15 protein-coding genes are annotated in these 19097 nt (G+C 54.7%); 7 read left to right on the plus strand and 8 right to left on the minus strand.

The features are described from left to right. Positions 1–7 precede the first annotated feature (7 nt). On the plus strand, positions 8–1495 hold the full coding sequence (locus BN2591_RS07045; RefSeq protein WP_086870192.1) for a UxaA family hydrolase: 1488 nt from the start codon (positions 8–10) through the stop codon (positions 1493–1495). Positions 1496–1678: 183 nt separating this feature from the next. Beyond that, complete coding sequence (locus tag BN2591_RS07050; RefSeq protein WP_086870194.1) at positions 1679–2230, plus strand: YgjV family protein; 552 nt, start codon at positions 1679–1681, stop codon at positions 2228–2230. A gap of 15 nt (positions 2231–2245) precedes the next feature. Here BN2591_RS07050 and sstT read toward each other — a convergent pair whose 3' ends face one another. The 4 genes from sstT to BN2591_RS07070 all read right to left on the minus strand — a co-directional run bounded on the left by sstT (position 2246) and on the right by BN2591_RS07070 (position 6549). Next, a complete protein-coding gene (gene sstT, locus BN2591_RS07055; RefSeq protein WP_086870197.1) occupies positions 2246–3490 on the minus strand; it encodes a serine/threonine transporter SstT in 1245 nt (414 codons plus the stop codon). A 241-nt stretch (positions 3491–3731) separates the two neighbouring features. Continuing rightward, entirely contained in the window at positions 3732–4697 is a 966-nt protein-coding gene (locus BN2591_RS07060; protein ID WP_086870199.1) for a TerC family protein, read from the minus strand. A 247-nt stretch (positions 4698–4944) separates the two neighbouring features. Continuing rightward, positions 4945–5943 (minus strand): Gfo/Idh/MocA family protein, encoded by a 999-nt coding sequence (locus tag BN2591_RS07065; RefSeq protein WP_086870201.1) that lies wholly within the window; start codon positions 5941–5943, stop codon positions 4945–4947. Between the two features lie 105 nt (positions 5944–6048). Continuing rightward, a complete protein-coding gene (locus BN2591_RS07070; RefSeq protein WP_086870203.1) occupies positions 6049–6549 on the minus strand; it encodes a M48 metallopeptidase family protein in 501 nt (166 codons plus the stop codon). A 70-nt stretch (positions 6550–6619) separates the two neighbouring features. Here BN2591_RS07070 and rlmG point away from each other — a divergent pair, with 70 nt between their 5' ends. Beyond that, on the plus strand, positions 6620–7750 hold the full coding sequence (gene rlmG / locus BN2591_RS07075) for a 23S rRNA (guanine(1835)-N(2))-methyltransferase RlmG (RefSeq protein WP_086870205.1): 1131 nt from the start codon (positions 6620–6622) through the stop codon (positions 7748–7750). Positions 7751–7783: 33 nt separating this feature from the next. On the opposite strand, the gene BN2591_RS07080 is transcribed toward rlmG, so the two are convergent. Together BN2591_RS07080 and lsrK are read right to left on the minus strand one after the other, a co-directional pair. Next, positions 7784–9805, minus strand: coding sequence for an NADPH-dependent 2,4-dienoyl-CoA reductase (locus BN2591_RS07080; RefSeq protein WP_086870207.1), 2022 nt, complete (start codon positions 9803–9805; stop codon positions 7784–7786). A gap of 141 nt (positions 9806–9946) precedes the next feature. Then, positions 9947–11521, minus strand: coding sequence for an autoinducer-2 kinase (gene lsrK / locus BN2591_RS07085; protein ID WP_086870210.1), 1575 nt, complete (start codon positions 11519–11521; stop codon positions 9947–9949). Positions 11522–11659: 138 nt separating this feature from the next. On the opposite strand from lsrK, the gene lsrF reads away from it, so the two are divergent. Both lsrF and lsrG read left to right on the plus strand, forming a co-directional pair. Next, positions 11660–12547: a 3-hydroxy-5-phosphonooxypentane-2,4-dione thiolase gene (lsrF, locus tag BN2591_RS07090; RefSeq protein ID WP_086870212.1), complete on the plus strand. Its 888-nt coding sequence runs from the start codon at positions 11660–11662 to the stop codon at positions 12545–12547. Beyond that, positions 12544–12837, plus strand: coding sequence for a (4S)-4-hydroxy-5-phosphonooxypentane-2,3-dione isomerase (gene lsrG, locus BN2591_RS07095; protein WP_086870214.1), 294 nt, complete (start codon positions 12544–12546; stop codon positions 12835–12837). The genes lsrF and lsrG overlap by 4 nt, the downstream gene beginning before the upstream one ends. A 165-nt stretch (positions 12838–13002) precedes the next feature. Here the strand turns inward: lsrG and ygjG are convergent, their stop codons facing one another. Continuing rightward, a complete protein-coding gene (ygjG, locus tag BN2591_RS07100; RefSeq protein WP_167372801.1) occupies positions 13003–14382 on the minus strand; it encodes a putrescine aminotransferase in 1380 nt (459 codons plus the stop codon). A 432-nt stretch (positions 14383–14814) separates the two neighbouring features. Here ygjG and BN2591_RS07105 point away from each other — a divergent pair, with 432 nt between their 5' ends. Together BN2591_RS07105 and BN2591_RS07110 are read left to right on the plus strand one after the other, a co-directional pair. Beyond that, positions 14815–16335: a methyl-accepting chemotaxis protein gene (locus tag BN2591_RS07105; RefSeq protein WP_086870218.1), complete on the plus strand. Its 1521-nt coding sequence runs from the start codon at positions 14815–14817 to the stop codon at positions 16333–16335. A gap of 445 nt (positions 16336–16780) precedes the next feature. Continuing rightward, complete coding sequence (locus BN2591_RS07110; RefSeq protein ID WP_086870220.1) at positions 16781–18343, plus strand: methyl-accepting chemotaxis protein; 1563 nt, start codon at positions 16781–16783, stop codon at positions 18341–18343. Here BN2591_RS07110 and BN2591_RS07115 read toward each other — a convergent pair. Beyond that, positions 18340–18864, minus strand: a complete 525-nt coding sequence (locus BN2591_RS07115; RefSeq protein ID WP_086870223.1) for a PadR family transcriptional regulator — start codon at positions 18862–18864, stop codon at positions 18340–18342. The two genes, BN2591_RS07110 and BN2591_RS07115, sit on opposite strands and share 4 nt — an antisense overlap. Positions 18865–19097 lie beyond the last annotated feature (233 nt).

Raw genomic sequence — 19097 nt, forward strand, 5'->3', positions numbered from 1 at the left:
GGTTGATATGCAATACATCAAGATCCATTCGCTGGATAACGTTGCGGTAGCACTGGCGGATCTCGCTGAAGGCGCGGAAGTCGTTATCGACAACCAGACCGTTCGGCTGCGCCAGGCGGTGGGGCGCGGGCACAAGTTTGCCCTGCAACCTATCGCCAAAGGTGAAAATGTTGTCAAGTATGGTCTGCCAATTGGTCATGCGACTGCAGATATCGCGTCGGGCGAGTACATTCATTCCCATAATGCCCGTACCAATCTGAGCGATGTGGACGAGTATAGCTATCAACCTGATTTTCAGGAGGAAGGCGCACAGGCGGCGGATCGTGACATTCAGATCTACCGCCGCGCTAACGGCGAAGTCGGGATCCGCAACGAGTTGTGGATCCTGCCGACGGTCGGCTGTGTGAACGGTATTGCCCGTCAGATCCAGAGCCGTTTCCTGAAAGAGACGCGGGACGCCGAAGATATCGACGGCGTTTACCTGTTCAGCCACACCTACGGTTGTTCCCAACTGGGGGATGACCACATTAATACCCGCACCATGCTGCAAAACATGGTGCGTCACCCGAACGCAGGCGCGGTGCTGGTGATTGGTCTGGGCTGTGAAAACAACCAGGTCGACGCCTTCCGTCAGACACTCGGTGAATTCGATCCGGAACGCGTCCACTTTATGGTCTGCCAACACCAGGATGACGAAGTGGAAGCCGGTCTTGAGCATTTGCATGAACTGTATCAGGCGATGCGCAACGACAAGCGTGAACCAGGCAAACTGAGCGAGCTGAAATTCGGCCTCGAATGTGGCGGCTCTGATGGCCTTTCCGGCATCACCGCCAACCCGATGCTGGGGCGTTTCTCGGATTACGTAATCGGCAACGGTGGCACTACCGTGCTGACCGAAGTCCCAGAGATGTTCGGCGCGGAACGCATTCTGATGAGCCACTGCCGCGACGAAAGTACCTTTGAAAAGACCGTCACCATGGTCAACGACTTCAAACAGTACTTTATTGCGCATAATCAGCCGATTTACGAAAACCCATCTCCGGGGAACAAAGCAGGCGGGATCACCACGCTTGAAGAGAAATCACTGGGCTGCACGCAAAAAGCGGGTGCCAGCCAGGTGGTGGACGTGCTGCGTTACGGCGAACGTCTGAAAACCCACGGTTTAAACCTGTTGAGCGCACCCGGTAACGATGCTGTTGCCACCAGCGCGCTGGCCGGCGCGGGCTGCCATATGGTGCTGTTCAGTACCGGTCGCGGTACGCCATACGGTGGTTTTGTGCCGACGGTAAAAATCGCCACTAACAGCGAACTGGCGGCGAAGAAAAAACACTGGATCGACTATGATGCCGGTCAGTTGATTCACGGCAAAGCGATGCCGCAATTGCTGAGCGAGTTCGTGGATGTGATTGTCGATATCGCGAACGGCAAAAAGACCTGTAACGAGAAAAACGATTTCCGTGAACTGGCTATTTTCAAAAGCGGCGTCACGCTCTGATTGATGATTATCTTTCGCGCCACGCCTGAGTTGGTTGCGTTCATTCACCCTGGTCGCTTACTTGTGTGAGCAACCAGGATTCATGAGCTTGCCGCCCTGGCTGGCGCGAAATTTTTTGGTAAATGCCTCCTTGCAGGCATTGAGTGATGTGCTGCTTTATCCCAAATTCTACAAGGAATTTTCATGACCACGTATTGGCTTGCCCAGGGCGTTGGTGTCATTGCCTTTCTGATTGGTATTACAACCTTTATCAACCGTGATGAACGGCGCTTCAAAAAACAACTCTCGGTCTACAGCGCCATTATCGGCGTGCATTTCTTTCTGATGGGCGCCTTTCCTGCCGGCTCCAGCGCCATGCTTAACGCCATTCGCACCCTGATTACTCTGCGTACCCGTAGCGTGTGGGTAATGGCGCTGTTTATTGTGCTTACCGGTGGCTTAGGGCTGGCGAAATTTCACCATCCCATGGAGTTGTTACCGGTTGCCGGGACGATCGTCAGCACCTGGGCGCTGTTTCGTTTTAAAGGCCTGCCGATGCGCTGCGTGATTTGGTGCTCAACCGGTTGCTGGGTGATCCACAATATCTGGCTCGGATCGATTGGCGGCTCGCTGATCGAAAGCAGCTTTTTAGTGATGAATGGCCTGAACATTATCCGCTTCTGGCGCATGCAAAAACGCGGCATCGACCCGTTTAAAGTCGAAACCGCGCAGCAAGAGAAACCGGCTGCCCGGTGAAGGCAGCCAAAAAGATTAGTTACGCAGAGGATTATTCACCAGCCGCTCATCTTCTGCCTGGCACACCGCCGCGGTAAACAGCACATCGGTAGAGGAGTTGAGCGCGGTTTCGCAGGAGTCCTGCAATACGCCGATGATAAAGCCGACCGCTACCACCTGCATCGCCACATCGTTGGAAATACCAAACATATTGCAGGCCAGCGGGATCAGTAGCAGCGAGCCGCCTGCCACACCGGACGCGCCACAGGCACAGAGCGACGCCACCACGCTCAGCAACAGCGCCGTCGGCACATCAACCGTAATGCCCAGCGTATGCACTGCCGCCAGCGCCAGCACGGTAATGGTGATTGCCGCGCCCGCCATGTTAATGGTGGCACCCAGCGGGATAGAAACTGAATAGGTATCGCGATCGAGATTCAGCTTCTCGCACAGCGCCATGTTCACGGGAATATTCGCCGCTGAACTGCGGGTGAAAAAGGCGGTGACGCCGCTTTCGCGCAGGCAGGTAAAGACCAGCGGGAAAGGATTGCGGCGGATCTTCCAGTACACCAGCAGCGGGTTAACCACCAGTGCGACAAACGCCATGCAGCCCACCAGCACCACCAGCAGTTGCGCATAGCCTAACAGTGCGCCAAAACCGGATGTCGCAAGGGTAGAGGAGACAAGGCCGAAAATGCCGATCGGCGCAAAGCGGATCACGATCCGCACCATAAAGGTCACCGCGCCGGCCATATCCTGTACCAGATTTTTGGTGCTCTCGTTACTGTGGCGCAGCGCGAAGCCCAGCCCCACGGCCCACACCAGAATGCCGATGTAGTTCGCGTCCATGATCGCAGTCACCGGGTTGGCGATCATGCTGGTCAGTAAACCGCGCAACACCTCCACGATGCCGGATGGCGGCGCGACATCATTGGCGCCTGGCACAAGCTGAAGCGTGGAAGGGAAGAGGAAACTGACCAGCACGGCGGTCAGCGCGGCAGTGAACGTGCCTAACAGGTAAAGCACCAGAACCGGGCGCAGATGCGTCTTTTGCCCTTGTTGATGACTGGCGATGGAGGCCATTACCAGCATTAACACCAGAACCGGTGCCACCGCTTTTAACGCGCTGACGAAAAGCGTGCCCAGAATACCTGTCGCAATAGCGGCGGGAGTGGAGATCCACGCCAGTAAAATACCCAGAATTAAGCCAATAAGAATTTGTTTCACCAGGCTGCCATCAATCAAGCGTTGCAGTAACCCGGTGGAGCGGTGCGTTGTCATGCCATGTTCCTTTCGTGTTGTGGAGTCGCATCCCGCATGCCTTTTTAGGGTGGCATTTGTCAGGATGTAACATTTGATTGCAGAAAGGAGTATATGGACTCTGCGGCAACACGGAAGGGGTAACAGCGTACTTTTCCGGCCTGGCGCGGCTTTTTGATTTTTTGTGTTAACGTTTTGTGATAAAGGCGACAAGGCTGATGAAATGGCCGCTCCGCACACTGGCAGAGCGACCATTTACGGCTTACGCCCTATTTTTCTTGTCGTTCTGGTGGTTAACCCACGCGTTGAGCAGCATGGTTAGCACAAGGATGCCGCCCACCACGCCAAGCGAGATGGCAATCGGAATATGGAAGAAATCGACAATCAGCATCTTGATGCCGATAAACACCAGAATGACCGACAAACCATATTTGAGCATCGAAAAGCGTTCTGCCACACCTGCCAGCAGGAAATACATCGCACGCAGGCCCAGAATCGCAAACAAGTTTGAAGTCAGCACGATAAACGGATCGGTGGTCACGGCAAAAATCGCCGGAATGCTGTCGACCGCGAATATCACATCGCTCAGTTCAACCAGAATCAGTACCAGCAGCAACGGCGTGGCAAACAGCAGGCCATTTTTACGCACGAAAAAGTGCTCATTTTCGATGGTGTCAGTCATGCGTAAATGGCTGCGCAGCCAGCGCACCAGCGGTTTATCGCCGATCCCGGTTTCGTCCTCTTTCGCCAGCGCCATTTTCACGCCGGTAAAGAGCAGGAAGGCACCAAAGACATACAGCAGCCACGAGAACTGGGTGATAAGCCAGCTGCCAGCGAAAATCATAATCGTGCGCAGCACAATCGCGCCGAGCACGCCGTAAACCAGCACCCGGCGCTGCAACGCGGCCGGTACAGCGAAGTAGCTAAACAGCATCAGCCAGACGAAGACGTTATCGACCGCCAGCGCTTTTTCAATCAAATACCCGGTGAGAAACGCCAGCGCCTGCGTGTCGGCAACGGCGCGTCCTTCGGTTTGCGTGAGATACCACCAGAAAGCGGCATTGAACAGCAGGGAGAGGCTGACCCAAACCACAGACCAGGCGGCCGCCTGCTTCATGGTCATCGTATGGACGCCGCGACGTCCCTGAAGCAGAAGGTCGATGGCCAGCATAATCACGACCACAATCGCGAAGCCGCCCCATAACATCGGTGTGCCGACAGTATTCATTGTGTGAATCCTTACCTGAAAACAAAAAAGGCTAACATCGGAAGAGGTTAGCCGTTTGCTTTAGGTGCAATGGATCCTCGCCTTCCGGCAAGGTCTCACTTACGTCTGGAAAGACGCCCGGCGACCGGATGCATATACGCATCGTAATGACGATCCACCGGCAATGAAGTTACTCCCCTTTGCAGGTAACAAAATATGTCAGCACATTGATTCCGTCAATGTGAAACCCTGCAGGCTTTACGAACCTTTACGCCGGAAGCTGTTCGCCAATGTCATCTGCCGGGAACACAACGCCAATCTGGCGGCGAATTTCCGTCAGCAGTTTTGCCGTGACCCGGCTGACATCCAGCCCTGGATGGTTGACTTCGTTCTCTTCCACCAGGCGGGCAAAGGTTTCCGCTTCATACAGCATGGTATTGATGTGCTGCGGCTGTGTCAGTTCCTGCGCTTTGCCGCCGCGCGGCACGAACGAGACTTTCTGGCATTCAGAGATTTTCTCAATCACCAGCGATCCGGCTTCACCCTGAATTTCGCTCGGCAGCACGGAATCACTCACTTTTGAGTGTTGCAGCGTGACGCTGAAATCACCGTAATCCATCACCACTACGCCGTGCGCATCCACACCGCTTTCCAGCAGGCTGGCGGTGGCCTGAACGCGGTGCGGTTCGCCCCACAATGCCACGGCGGACGCCAGACAGTAAAAGCCGATATCCATAATTGAACCGTTAGAAAACGCCGGATTGAAGGTGTTCGGGTTTTCTCCGTCCAGGTAGCGCTGGTAGCGCGACGAATACTGGCAGTAGTTGATAAAGGCTTTACGGAGCTTACCCACTTTGGCAAGCGTTTGTTTCAGCAATATAAAATTCGGCAGGCTGGCGGTTTTGAACGCTTCAAACAGCACCACCTGATTTTCCCTGGCGCAGGCGATAGCCGCTTCCACTTCACGCAGGTTGGAGGCCAGCGGTTTTTCGCAGATCACATGCTTTTTGTGACGCAGGAAAAGCTGCGTCTGCGGGAAGTGCAGGGAATTCGGGCTGGCAATATAAACCGCGTCAATCGCATCGCTTTGCGCCATATCCTCAAGCGAGGTAAACAGATGTTCGACCGGGTAGTCGTTGGCGAAAGTTTGCGCCTGTTCAAGGCTGCGGGAAAAAACGGCGGTGAGTTTATATTTGCCCGTTTCATGGGCGGCATCGACAAACTGGCGGGTGATCCAGTTCGTACCTATGACAGCGAAACGTATCATACAGGCGCTAATTCTCCGTAAGGGGGTCTTCGATCACTCTAGCACGACGAGATGACAAAACCAGTGCACTGCCCCGCACAAGCACAAAAGGCCATGGTCAAAATGTCACCCGTTGCGATCCAGCGTAAGCTGCGTCAGCCACAACCGCGTATCAAACTCAAGCTGGTGGTACTGCGGCTCCATATAGCAGCACAACTGGTAGAACGCTTTGTTGTGCTCTTTCTCTTTCAGATGCGCAAGCTCGTGAACTACGATCATCCGCAAGAAGGCTTCTGGCGCGTCGCGAAACACCGTGGCGACGCGGATTTCCGCTTTGGCTTTTAACTTGCCGCCCTGCACACGCGAGACCGCCGTATGCAGGCCGAGCGCGTTGTTTAACACGTGGATCTTGCTGTCATACATCACTTTATTTACCGGCGCGGCGTTACGCAGATACTGATTTTTCAACTCTTGCGTATAGTGATAAAGCGCTTTATCGGTGGTGATGTCGTGGCTTTCCGGGTAGCGCTTTTTCAGCACCTCGCCCAGCCGGTTCTGTTCAATCAGGGCGGTAACCTGCGTCAGCAGGGATTCAGGGTAGCCCTGAAGGTAGGTCAGCTTGTTCATGGCGAAATGTGTTTACATCTCCGGATAATTAAGCGATAAAACGCGCGAATTTTAGCATTGCGGAGGGGCGATGAGCCAGGTTGAGTTAAACGGACAATCATTCACTTTAGACAGATTCCCTGTCGGCGTGGAAGAGGCGTCGCTACAGGCGTGGGACGCGGCGGATGAGTATCTGCTGCAACAGGTGAATGAGGTCGATGGCCCGGTTCTTATTTTTAACGACAGCTTCGGCGCGCTGGCCTGCGCGCTGGCGTCGCATCACCCTGTTTCCGTCAACGACTCCTGTATCGCGGAGCTGGCGACGCAGCATAACTTGCGCATTAACGATCTGGACGAAACCGCCGTTACGCTGCAAGACAGCCTGCGTCCGTTACCTGCAAACCCGTCGTTAGTGCTGATTAAAGTGCCAAAACAGCTGGCGCTGCTTGAGCAGCAACTGCGTGCGCTGCGCAACGTGGTGACACCGCAAACGCGGATTATCGCCGGGGCGAAAGCGCGCGATATCCACAACTCGACGTTAGCGCTGTTTGAAAAAATTCTTGGGCCGACTACCACCACGCTGGCATGGAAAAAAGCGCGGCTTATCAACTGTACGTTTAGCGCGCCTGCGCTTGACGAGAGTGCCATGCTCGCCAGCTGGAAACTGGATGGCACGAACTGGACTATCCATAACCATGCCAACGTCTTTTCACGCAGCGGGCTGGATATAGGCGCGCGATTTTTCCTGCAACATCTGCCGGAAAACGTTGACGGTGAGATGGTTGATCTGGGCTGTGGTAACGGTGTGATTGGTTTAACACTGCTGGCGCAAAACCCGAACAGCCGTGTGTTGTTCACCGACGAGTCGGCGATGGCGGTAGCTTCCGCGCGGCTGAATGTGGAAACGAACCTGCCGGAAGCGGTGGAGCGCAGCGAGTATATGATTAATAACTCGCTCTCCGGCGTGGAGCCGGACAGGTTTGACGCGATAATGTGTAACCCGCCGTTCCACCAGCAGAGCGCGATTACCGATCATATTGCCTGGCAGATGTTTAACGATGCGCGTTACTGCCTGAAATATGGCGGCGAGCTGCGCATTGTCGGCAACCGCCATCTCGACTATTTCCGCAAGCTAAAACGCGTGTTTGGCAACTGCGAAACCCTCGCCACCAACAACAAGTTCGTGGTGCTTAAAGCGGTGAAAGTGCGTAAAAAGCGTTAACGAAAAGTGGCCCGTTCTGCGGGCAACTTCGTGTTAAATCACCAGCGCCAGCTTTGTTCCTTGCGCAATCGCCCGGCGGGCATCCAGCTCCAGCGCCACATCGCAGCCACCGATTAAATGCACTGTTTTACCTGCTTCGCGCAGCGGTTCCGCCAGCTCGCGTTTTGGCTCCTGGCCTGCGCAGATCACCACATGATCGACGGCTAACAGTTGGGGGTCGCCACCGATCAACAGATGCAAACCGGCATCGTCGATCTTTTGATAACTGACCGACGGGATCATTTTTACCCCGCGCGACAGCAACGTGGCTCGGTGGATCCAGCCAGTCGTTTTCCCAAGGCCTTCACCAGGTTTACTGGCTTTACGCTGCAACATCACAATGCGCCGCGGGCTTTTCGGTAACTGCGGTCCTTCCGGGCGCAAACCGCCGACTTCATTCAGGCTGGTATCAATACCCCATTCCACACAAAACTCGGCGATGTTCTGGCTGGTTGGCTCGCCCGGCTGGCTTAAATACATCGCGGTATCAAAGCCAATCCCGCCGCAGCCAATAATGGCCACACTTTCGCCCACCGGCGCTTTATCGCGCAGCACATCGAGGTAGTTCAGCACTTTCGGATGGTCGATCCCGTCGATCGGCGGCATTCGCGGTTCAATGCCGCTGGCAAGGATCACCTCGTCAAAGCCCAACAGGGTGGTCGGATCGACGCGTTGATTCAGGCGCAACGTAACACCGGTCAGCTCGATCATCCGCCGGTAGTAACGCAGTGTTTCGTAGAACTCCTCTTTGCCGGGGATCTGTTTGGCGACATTAAACTGCCCGCCAATCTCCGCCTGGGCGTCAAATAGCGTCACGCTGTGCCCGCGCGCAGCGGCATTAATGGCGAACGCCAGCCCGGCGGGGCCTGCGCCGACCACCGCCAGATTTTTCTTTTGCACAGCGGGAAGTACCGGCATCAGCGTTTCATGGCAGGCGCGGGGGTTTACAAGGCAGGAGGTGACGTTGCCGACGAAGATCTGATCCAGGCAGGCCTGGTTACAACCGATGCAGGTGTTGATCTCATCCGCACGGCCAGTCTGCGCTTTCGACACAAACTCGGCATCGGCCAGAAACGGGCGCGCCATCGACACCATATCGGCATCACCGCGCGCGAGGATCTCGTCGGCAACTTGCGGATCGTTAATACGGTTGGTGGTGATAAGCGGCACCTTCACTTTGCCTTTCAGCTTACGTGTGACCCAACTAAACGCGCCGCGCGGCACTGGTGTGGCAATGGTTGGGATGCGCGCTTCGTGCCAGCCAATACCGGTATTAATCAACGTCGCGCCTGCGGCTTCCACCGCCTGCGCCAGCGCGATGGTTTCCTCAAGCGTACCGCCGCCTTCGACCAGATCCAGCATCGACAGGCGATAGATAATGATAAAGTCGCTGCCGACGCGCTCGCGTACGGCGCGTACCACTTCCAGGGCAAAGCGCATGCGTCGGGCATAATCACCGCCCCATTCATCTTCACGATGATTGGTGCGCGCGGCGAGAAATTCGTTAATCAGGTAGCCCTCAGAACCCATCACCTCGACGCCGTCGTAACCGGCCTGCTGCGCCAGCGCGGCGCAACGGGCGAAATCATCAATCAGCGTCAGAATCTCATCATGGCTCAACGCGTGTGGCATAAAGCGGTTGATCGGCGCCTGTAACGCCGACGGCGCAACCAGGTGCGGCTGATAACTGTAGCGCCCGGTGTGCAGAATTTGCAGGGCGATTTTGCCGCCTTCCTCGTGCACTGCGTCGGTGATTTGCCGGTGATGGGGAAGCTGGCTGACATCATGCAGCACCGCGCCGCCCTCCATAGTGACGCCGGAAAGGGCTGGCGCAACACCGCCAGTGACTATCAGCCCGACACCATGACGGGCGCGTTCGGCATAAAATGCCGCCAGCCGCTCTGCGCCGTCCGGACGCTCCTCCAGACCGGTGTGCATTGAACCCATCAGCACACGGTTTTTTAACGTGGTAAAGCCCAGATCGAGTGGGGCGAACAGCGACGGGTAGTGGCTCATGCTCTCTTCCAATGTAAAATTATTGTTATGTGGTCGGATGAGTTCTACTTTAGCCGTCGCGGCAGAAAAGGGAAAAGGCGGAGCGAATGATTGTGATGGGATTCAAATATCCCTCTCCCACGCGGGAGAGGGAAAAGCGCGTCAGGCGCCGGTTGTTAAGCCGGGTGCCTGCCACAAAGAGGTGGTTAAACCGCTGTCGACCAGCCCGAGCTGCTCGGCGTAGACTTTCTGCCACTTCAGCATCATGGTGTCGTACAGCTCGCGATATTCCGGGTTTGGCGTAAATTCCCGACTCCAGCGCACCAGCCGTTCGCCGGTGGCGGCCATATCGTCATACAACCCGGCGCCGACACCCGCGGCGATAGCGCAGCCCAGCGCGGTGGCCTCCTTCACTTCCGGCACGCGTACCGGCAGGCCTGTGACATCACTTAAAATCTGGCTCCACAACGCGCCTTTCGCACCGCCACCGGCGAAGACCAGGCTTGCGAACTGTACGCCGGAAAAGCGCGAAATCTGCGCCAGATTGCAGGCGGAAACAATGGCGGCGTTCTCTTCCAGCGCGCGGAACAGCGTGGCTTTGTTGCATTTTTCCGGGTCGATGGAGAGGTTAATAAACGACGGCGCGGCGTGATACCACTGCTTAAAGTGCATGGCATCGGAGAAAATGGGCATCACGCCCCATGAACCTGCCGGCACCCGGCCAGCCATCTCTTCCAGTAAGGTATAGGCGTCAATGCCCATCCGCTCGGCAATCAACTTTTCTTCGGCGCAAAACGCGTCGCGGAACCAGCGCATGGTCAGGCCGGTAAAAAAGCTTATCGACTCGGCTTGCACCATGCCTGGAATAACATGCGGATTGACGCGGATATTCATTTCCGGATCGGTGCGCACCTGCGGCAGGTTCACCACTTGCTGCCAGAATGTGCCGCCGAGCACGGCGGTTTGCCCGGCGCGAACCACGCCAAGCCCAAGGCTGCCGAGCTGTACATCACCGCCGCCCATCACTACCGGTGTGCCTTCCCGCAGGCCGCACTCTTGTGCCGCCTGGTGAGTGACTTCGCCCAACAGGCTGCCGGTCTCTTTCACCGGTGATAACAGATCCGGGCGTAACCCGGCCATATCCAGCAAATCAGGTCGCCAGTCGCGGGTAAAGAGATCGAGCATACCGGTGGTGCCGGCATTGGAAGGATCCACCGCTAACCAGCCGGAAAGACGCGAGGCCAGCCAGTCGCTGATCATGGTGATAGTGGCGGTATCGCGGTAAATGTCGGGACGGTGATGCGCCAGCCACAGCAAACGCGGCATGGCGCTGAGCGCCAGCGTCTGCCCGGAAACGCTGTAGACTTCGGCTTCAAACTGCCAGTCATGGATCTCTTTTAACTCGGCAACTTCATGGCTGGCGCGGGAATCCACATTGGCGCATGCCCAGATGGCGTCACCATTGGCGTTATACAGCACGATGCCTTCGCGCATGGAGCAACAGGCGACTGACTGGATATCCGCGCCGCTCAGACCGGCGTTTTTCAGCGCCTGGCGGATGCACTGGCAGGCCAGTTGCCAGTTGGTGTTGAGGTCGAACTCCATAGAGCCGGGGACGTTTTCCACGCTGAGGTGTTTCCACTCGGCCTGGCCGACGGCAATTTGCCGTCCGCTTAAGTCGAAGATCACTGCCCGAATGCTGCCAGTTCCTGCATCTAACGCTAAAAGGTAACTCATGGGTTTTGCCCCCTCGCAAGCATCATAGATAAAACTGTGATCCTCGTACGGTCGTAAATATAGTTCAGCGCCTACGCTTTTGAACATTCTTCAGTCACAAAATCACTTGTTCTATCACAGCTTTTTGCGGGAGGCAGGATGGCGGATGTAGATGACATCAAAGATGGCAAAGACTTTGGACTGGGCACCGCGCAGCAAAATGTGCCTTTCACGCTAAAGGGCTGCGGTGCGCTGGACTGGGGCATGCAATCGCGGCTGGCAAGGATCTTTAACCCACAGAGTAACCGTACGGTGATGCTGGCGTTCGATCACGGCTATTTCCAGGGGCCGACCACCGGGCTGGAGCGTATTGATTTATCGATTGCGCCGCTGTTCTCGCAAACCGATGTGCTGATGTGTACGCGCGGCATTTTGCGCAGTGTGGTGCCGCCCGCCACCAATAAACCGGTGGTGCTGCGCGCCTCCGGTGGCAACTCAATCCTCGCCGAACTCTCTAACGAATGTGTGGCGGTGGCGATGGAAGATGCGCTGCGGCTCAATGTCTGCGCGGTGGCGGCGCAAATCTACATTGGCAGCGAGTATGAGCACCAGTCGATCAACAACATCATCAAGCTGGTGGATGCGGGCAACCGCTACGGTATGCCGACGATGGCGGTGACCGGCGTGGGGAAAGAGATGGCGCGCGACGCGCGTTACTTTTCGCTGGCCAGCCGTATCGCCGCCGAAATGGGCGCGCAGTTTGTGAAAACCTACTTTGTTGAAGAGGGGTTTGAGAAAGTCACCGCCAGTTGCCCGGTGCCGATCGTGATTGCTGGCGGGAAAAAGTTACCCGAGCAGGAGGCGCTGGAGATGTGTTTCCGCGCGATTGATCAGGGCGCGTCGGGCGTGGATATGGGGCGCAATATTTTCCAGTCCAGCGCGCCGCTCGCCATGCTCAAGGCGGTAAAAAAAGTGGTACACGAGCACATGCACGCCCGTGAGGCGTACCAGTTCTGGCTGGAGGAGAAACAAGGAGAGCAACCATGAATGTGACGCTGGTAGAAATCAATATTAAACCGGACAGGGTAGATGAGTTTTTACAGGTGTTTCGCGCGAATCATGAAGGCGCGATCCGCGAGCCGGGGAATCTGCGTTTTGATGTGCTGCAGGATCCGAAAGTGAAAACCCGCTTTTTTATTTATGAAGCATATCGGGATGAAGCCGCAGTGCTGGCGCATAAAGAGACGCCGCACTACCTGGCGTGTGTGGAGAAGCTGGAAGAACTGATGTCGGAACCGCGCAAAAAACGCAGCTTTATTGGTTTACTGCCGGAGTAACCATCCGCTTTCCAGGCGGCATTGATCGCGCCTGCAAAAGACGTTTCGGCGTGACACTCTGATCTCAACACAATAGGGCAGAAAAGCTGAACGTATTGATAACCACTCATTTTCCATAAGCAATAAAAAACCCTCTCCCGGCGGGAGAGGGTTTTATGCGTCTGTTTACGCCAGTTCTTCGGTAACCCGCAGTGCTGCCAGCGCATTGGCCGCCGCTTTCAGCACTTCCTCACACTGCTCGATGGTCAGCGTCAGCGGCGGTTCGATACGAATGGTTTTCGCGTTATTCAATGTTCCGGCGACCAGCACCCGCTGGCGGAACATTTCACTGGCAAAGTTGTAACCCGTTTCATTATCGACAAACTCAATCGCCATCAGCATCCCACGACCGCGCGCATCCTGCACCAGATCCGGATATTGACGCACCAGCGCGCGGAAACCGTCCAGCAGCATGTCGCCTTTCTGCTCCGCCTGAGCAGGCAGGTTCTCTTCCAGCAGCACATTGATGGTTGCCAGCGCTGCCGCACACGCCAGCGGGTTACCGCCAAAGGTGGTGGTGTGCAGGAAGGGGTTATCAAACAGCACCGAGAACACTTCTTCAGTGGCGACAGTGGCACCAATCGGCATCACGCCGCCGCCCAGCGCTTTCGCCAGGCACAAAATGTCTGGCTGCACGTTTTCGTGTTCGCAGGCGAACATTTTGCCTGTACGACCCATGCCGGTTTGCACTTCGTCAAAAATGAGCAGCGCGCCAAACTCATCACACAGCTTACGTACCGCTGGCAGATAACCGGCAGGTGGTAAGATCACGCCACCTTCACCCTGAATCGGCTCCAGGATCACGGCGGCGACATCATCACCGGTTTTCCGGCATTCGCTAAGCAGCGTACGCATCGCTTCTATGTCGCCAAACGGCACATGGCGGAAGCCCGGCAGCAGCGGCATAAAGGGTTTGCGGAAGGTCGATTTCGCCGTTGCCGACAATGCGCCCAGCGATTTACCGTGGAACGCGCCGCTGGTGGCGACAAAGGTGAATTTGCCGCGCGGTGACTGGTACGCTTTGGCCAGTTTCAGCGCCGCTTCGACGGATTCTGTTCCGCTATTGCTAAAGAAGCTGTATTTCAGTTTGCCAGGCGTCAGTGCCGCCAGCGTTTTGGCCAGCATCGCGCGTAATGGATCGAGCAATTCCTGGCTATGCAGAGGTTGTTTGGCGAGTTGATTCTGTACGGCGGAAACCACAACTGGATTACGGTGCCCCACATTGAAAATTCCAAATCCACCCAGGCAATCTAAAAACTCCTGCCCCTGGGTGTCGACAAGCGTGTTCAAACTGCCAGCTTGCCACTCTACGGCTCCGTAATCCCCGCCGGCGGTAACAGATTTTCGATACTCTAAAAACCCCGGATTGACATGCTCTTTAAAGTAATCCACCACCTCTCGGTTTAATGCTTTCATCTCCTCATGGTCGAGCGTTCGCTTTTCAATGAGATTCAGTGCGTGAGCGCTGCACGCTAATGCCGATGCGCTGGAAGGTAACCTGTTCAAAATGGGCTCCAGGGGCTCGCGTATCACATGATACCGATTTAAGTATTGCAGGGATTACGCCACTTCGGTGCGGGAAGCATAAATCGGGATAAATGCCAGGGGAAAATGAATATGCGCAAAATTTAATCATGCCGTTACGTTAATATTTTGTATCTTTTGTGATTAAAAATTGTTCACTTACAGAGAGGGGATAAGTGGCATTGCGCTCATATGGTGCAATAAATGCGCGATTATAGGGCGTTTGCGTTAGGGAAACTCAGTGATAACATGACGAAATTATTAAAATCATAGGGTTAACGAGCCCACGAAAAACAGGGTTTTATTGCAAATTGCGATCTAAATCAAATTTAACAACTAAAGATAAACCCATTATCGCCGAAATAACATTCGCAGTAATTTTTAACAGCAATATAACCTGCATAGGACGCAATCATGTCTTCTCCTCCTTATGTCAGCCAACAGCGCTTTATGCTGGAGGATGACACCACGCTGATGTCGACAACGGACCAGCAAAGTTACATTACCCACGCCAACGACGCGTTTATCCATGCCAGTGGCTACTCCCACAGTGAGTTGCTCGGCCAACCCCATAACCTTGTTCGCCACCCGGATATGCCTAAAGCGGCATTTGCCGATATGTGGTACACCCTGAAGCAGGGCGAGCCGTGGAGCGGCATCGTCAAAAACCGACGTAAAAATGGCGATCATTACTGGGTGCGGGCCAACGCCGTTCCCATGGTGCGCGATGGCAAAGTCACCGGCTACATGTCGATTCGCACCGAGGCGAAAGATGAGGAGATCGCCGCTGTTGAACCGCTGTACAAAGCGTTAAATGAAGGGCGCTGCAACAAACGCGTCTATAAAGGCCTGGTCATTAGCAAACACTGGTGGGGGAAACTGGCAGGCATGCCGCTACGCTGGCGTGCGCGTGGCGTAATGACGTTGTTGTGGGCTGCGCAATTTATCGGGTTGTGGTTTACCGGCGCAGGCGGCCTGCCGCTGGCGGTGAGCACCCTGGCGATGCTGCTGGGCTGCCTGGCATTTGAGTGGCAAATTGTTCGCCCGGCGGAAAATGTGGCACGTCAGGCGCTGAGTGTCGCCACCGGGGAGCGCAATAGCGTGCAACCGCTGAACCGCAGCGATGAGCTGGGGCTGACATTGCGGGCGATCGGGCAACTGGGGCTGATGTGCCGTTGGTTAATCAATGACGTTTCAACTCAGGTTCACAGTGTGCGTAGCGGCAGTGAAACGCTGGCGAAAGGTAATGAAGATCTGAATGAACGCACGCGCCAGACGGTGGTAAATGTGCAGCAGACGGTTGCCACCATGAGCCAGATGGCGGCATCGGTACAAAACAACTCGCAAACGGCATCGGCGGCAGATGAGCTCTCCAGCTCCGCCAGTAGTGCCGCGACGCACGGCGGCAAAGCGATGGAGACGGTGGTGAAAACCATGGACGAGATTGCCGACAGCACCGGACGCATTGGATCTATTACCAAGCTGATTAATGACATCGCTTTCCAGACCAATATTCTGGCGCTGAATGCCGCGGTAGAAGCCGCCAGAGCAGGCGAGCAGGGCAAAGGATTTGCGGTGGTGGCGGGGGAAGTGCGTCACCTGGCGAGCCGCAGCGCCAGCGCGGCGAATGATATTCGTAAGCTGATCGACGCCAGCGCCAGTAAAGTGCAGTCTGGTTACGACCAGGTGCATGCCGCAGGCCGGACGATGGAAGATATTGTCAATCAGGTGCAAAACGTCACTGCGCTGATTGGCCAGATTAGCCAGTCGACCTCTGAGCAGGCGACGGGGCTTTCCGAATTGACGCGTGCGGTGGCGGAGCTGGATGCCATCACGCAGAAAAACGCGGGCCTGGTCGAGGAGAGCGCGGCGGTGTCGGCAATGGTTAAACACCGCGCGGACCGCCTGCAGGATGCAGTATCCGTCTTGCACTGATCGCGTTTTAAAGAACAAAAAACCGCCCGTCACCTTACGGGCGGTTTTTTATTAATTAATTTTCCTGCCGCCATCATTTTATGTAATGGTGATGTGTATAGTTTGTTAATTTATTATTAAATTAAATTCATATTGCGAAGTATAATTATATTCCACGTTTGTTTATTTAAATTTTAATTAACTTTAATGTAGTGACATTAATATCTGTTGTGAATATATATAGCTGAATACATATAACGATCGATAAATAACAATTAATCGTTGCTGGCTATCAGAAGATTCATTAAGTAACTAAAAAAACGATCAAACTCATAAAGTTAGCGCTAACGTTACCGATAACGGCTAGTGGCTGCATTCTTTTAATTTGCGCCAGGGACTTAAGCGTGCCATTTGGGTGACGGCGCGGAACTTTCGTCAATAAAATAATCAAACCCATGGAGAATATATGTTTTTACACGATGTAAAAATCAGCACGAAATTATTTCTGGCGTTCGGCTTTTTTATTGCGTTAATGGTAGTGAGTTCCTGTCTGTCACTCTTCAGCCTGAACCGCGCGAATAACGGAATGCAAGAGATCGTATACGAAGATTATCCCACCACGGTAAAAGCCAATCAGCTTATTGATAATTTCCAGACCTTTGTCAGCACACAACAGTTGATGTTGCTGGATAGCGAGGGCAAATGGAGCGGGGAGTCGCAAAAGCAACTTACCGAGATTAGCGCCCATATTACGGCTCTGCTGGAAGACTTATCCAAAAACCTGCGCGATAGCAAATCGCAGCAAATCCTCGCGGATATCCGTACTGTTCGTCAGCAGTATCTTGATTCCCGCTTCCGTATCCTCGATCTGGTGAAAAAGGGCGATCGCGCGGGTGCGATTCAGGAGATGATGACCAACACCATTAAAATCCAGAATGCGTATAAAGAGCGCGTACTGGCGCTGATAGCGATTCAGGATGGACAGATGCGCGCGGCGGGCACACAGGTGCAGAACGACTTCGTTTCTAACCGTTTGATGCTGATCCTGCTGGCGGTTGTTAGCATCGGTATGGGCAGCCTGATTGGCTGGTATATCGTACGCATGATCACTCGACCGTTGAGAGAAGCGGTGACCTTTGCTGAAGCGATTGCCGATGGCGATTTAACCCGTACCATTGATTCCCGCCATCGCGATGAAACCGGCGTATTGCTGCGTGCGCTGATGGAGATGAAAAACCGCCTTGTCGAGATTGTTCACCAGGTGCAAAACGGCTCTGAGAGTATCTCCAGCGCGGCGGCGCAGATTGTGGCCGGTAACCAGGATCTGGCGGCCCGAACCGAAGAGCAGGCCAGTTCTGTCGAGCAGACGGCGGCGTCTATGGAGCAGATCACCGCAACAGTGAAAAACACCGCCGATCACACCGCCGAAGCGACGCACCTTTCCGCCGATGCCGCAACGGTGGTGAAAAACAATGGCGAAATGATGAAGCAGGTTACCGAGAAGATGCGTGTGATTAACGACACCTCGAACCGGATGTCGGACATCATCAACCTGATTGACGCGATTGCCTTCCAGACTAACATTCTGGCGCTCAACGCAGCGGTCGAAGCGGCGCGCGCCGGTGAGCACGGCCGTGGCTTTGCCGTGGTGGCCGGCGAAGTACGCCAGTTAGCGCAAAAGAGTGCCTCCTCTGCCAACGATATTCGCCATCTGATTGAAAGCTCGACCAGCCAGACCCGCGAAGGTATGGCACTGGTCGAAGAAGCCAGCACGCTGATTAATGGCATGGTCAGTAATGTGGAAGAGATGGATGTTATCCTGCGCGAAATTGGCCAGGCAAGCCGCGAGCAGACCGATGGTATTTCGCAGATTAACAGCGCGATTGGCCTGATTGACTCGACTACCCAGCAGAACTCCAGCCTGGTGGAAGAGTCTGTGGCGGCGGCGGCAGCTCTGAACGATCAGGCGCTGCATCTGCGCGAGCTGGTACAGGTATTCCGCCTGCGCGACGTGCCACAGGCAGTTTAATCGAGTTGTGAAATCTCCAGCGCTGCGCGGTCGATAATGCCAATTATCTGTTTAAGCTGCGTGGCGCTGACTTCCCCCTGATTCACCCGTAAATCCAGCACGGCTTTAAAGTTCTCCAGCGCCCGCTTCATCTGCGGGTTTTTGCGTAACTGATAGCCAACGTTGCGCGCTTTAATGCGCTCCTCAATTTGCGTCAGCAACGGCTGATTTTCCGCCAGCCACTGTCTGCCCGGCGGCGTGATGGCGATCATTCTGCGCCCGTTTTCTTCATCGCCAACGGTAATAAATTGCTGCTCTTGCAGGAAATCCAGTGTCGGGTAAATCACGCCTGGGCTGGGTGTGTAGTTGCCTTGCGTCAGCGCTTCAATGGCTTTGATCAGCTCATAGCCGTGGCTGGCGTTCTGGCTGAGCAGATGCAGGATCACCAGGCGTAATTCACCGTGACCAAAAAAGCGCTGGCGGCGGCCGCTGCCGTGCCCGTGGTGGTGCTCGCTATCGGCATTGCCGTGATGATGGCGCATAGCTGCTTTCTCATATAATTTGATATATCTAATTTATATCTAAAATACCTTGCTTAAACAATGTTGGCGACATTATTTATATTAATTATTTGATTTATAATTGTTTTAATTGTTCTGTTAGCAACCAGTGCGCTTTCGCGTTGCTATATCATAAAAGATCTTGCCTTCTGTCTAATCAACAATCATTATCATTTGCGCAATATTTAGATATATCGTATTCACATTCACGAAGG

Source organism: Kosakonia pseudosacchari (genome assembly GCF_900184035.1).
Taxonomy (GTDB): Bacteria; Pseudomonadota; Gammaproteobacteria; order Enterobacterales; family Enterobacteriaceae; genus Kosakonia; species Kosakonia pseudosacchari.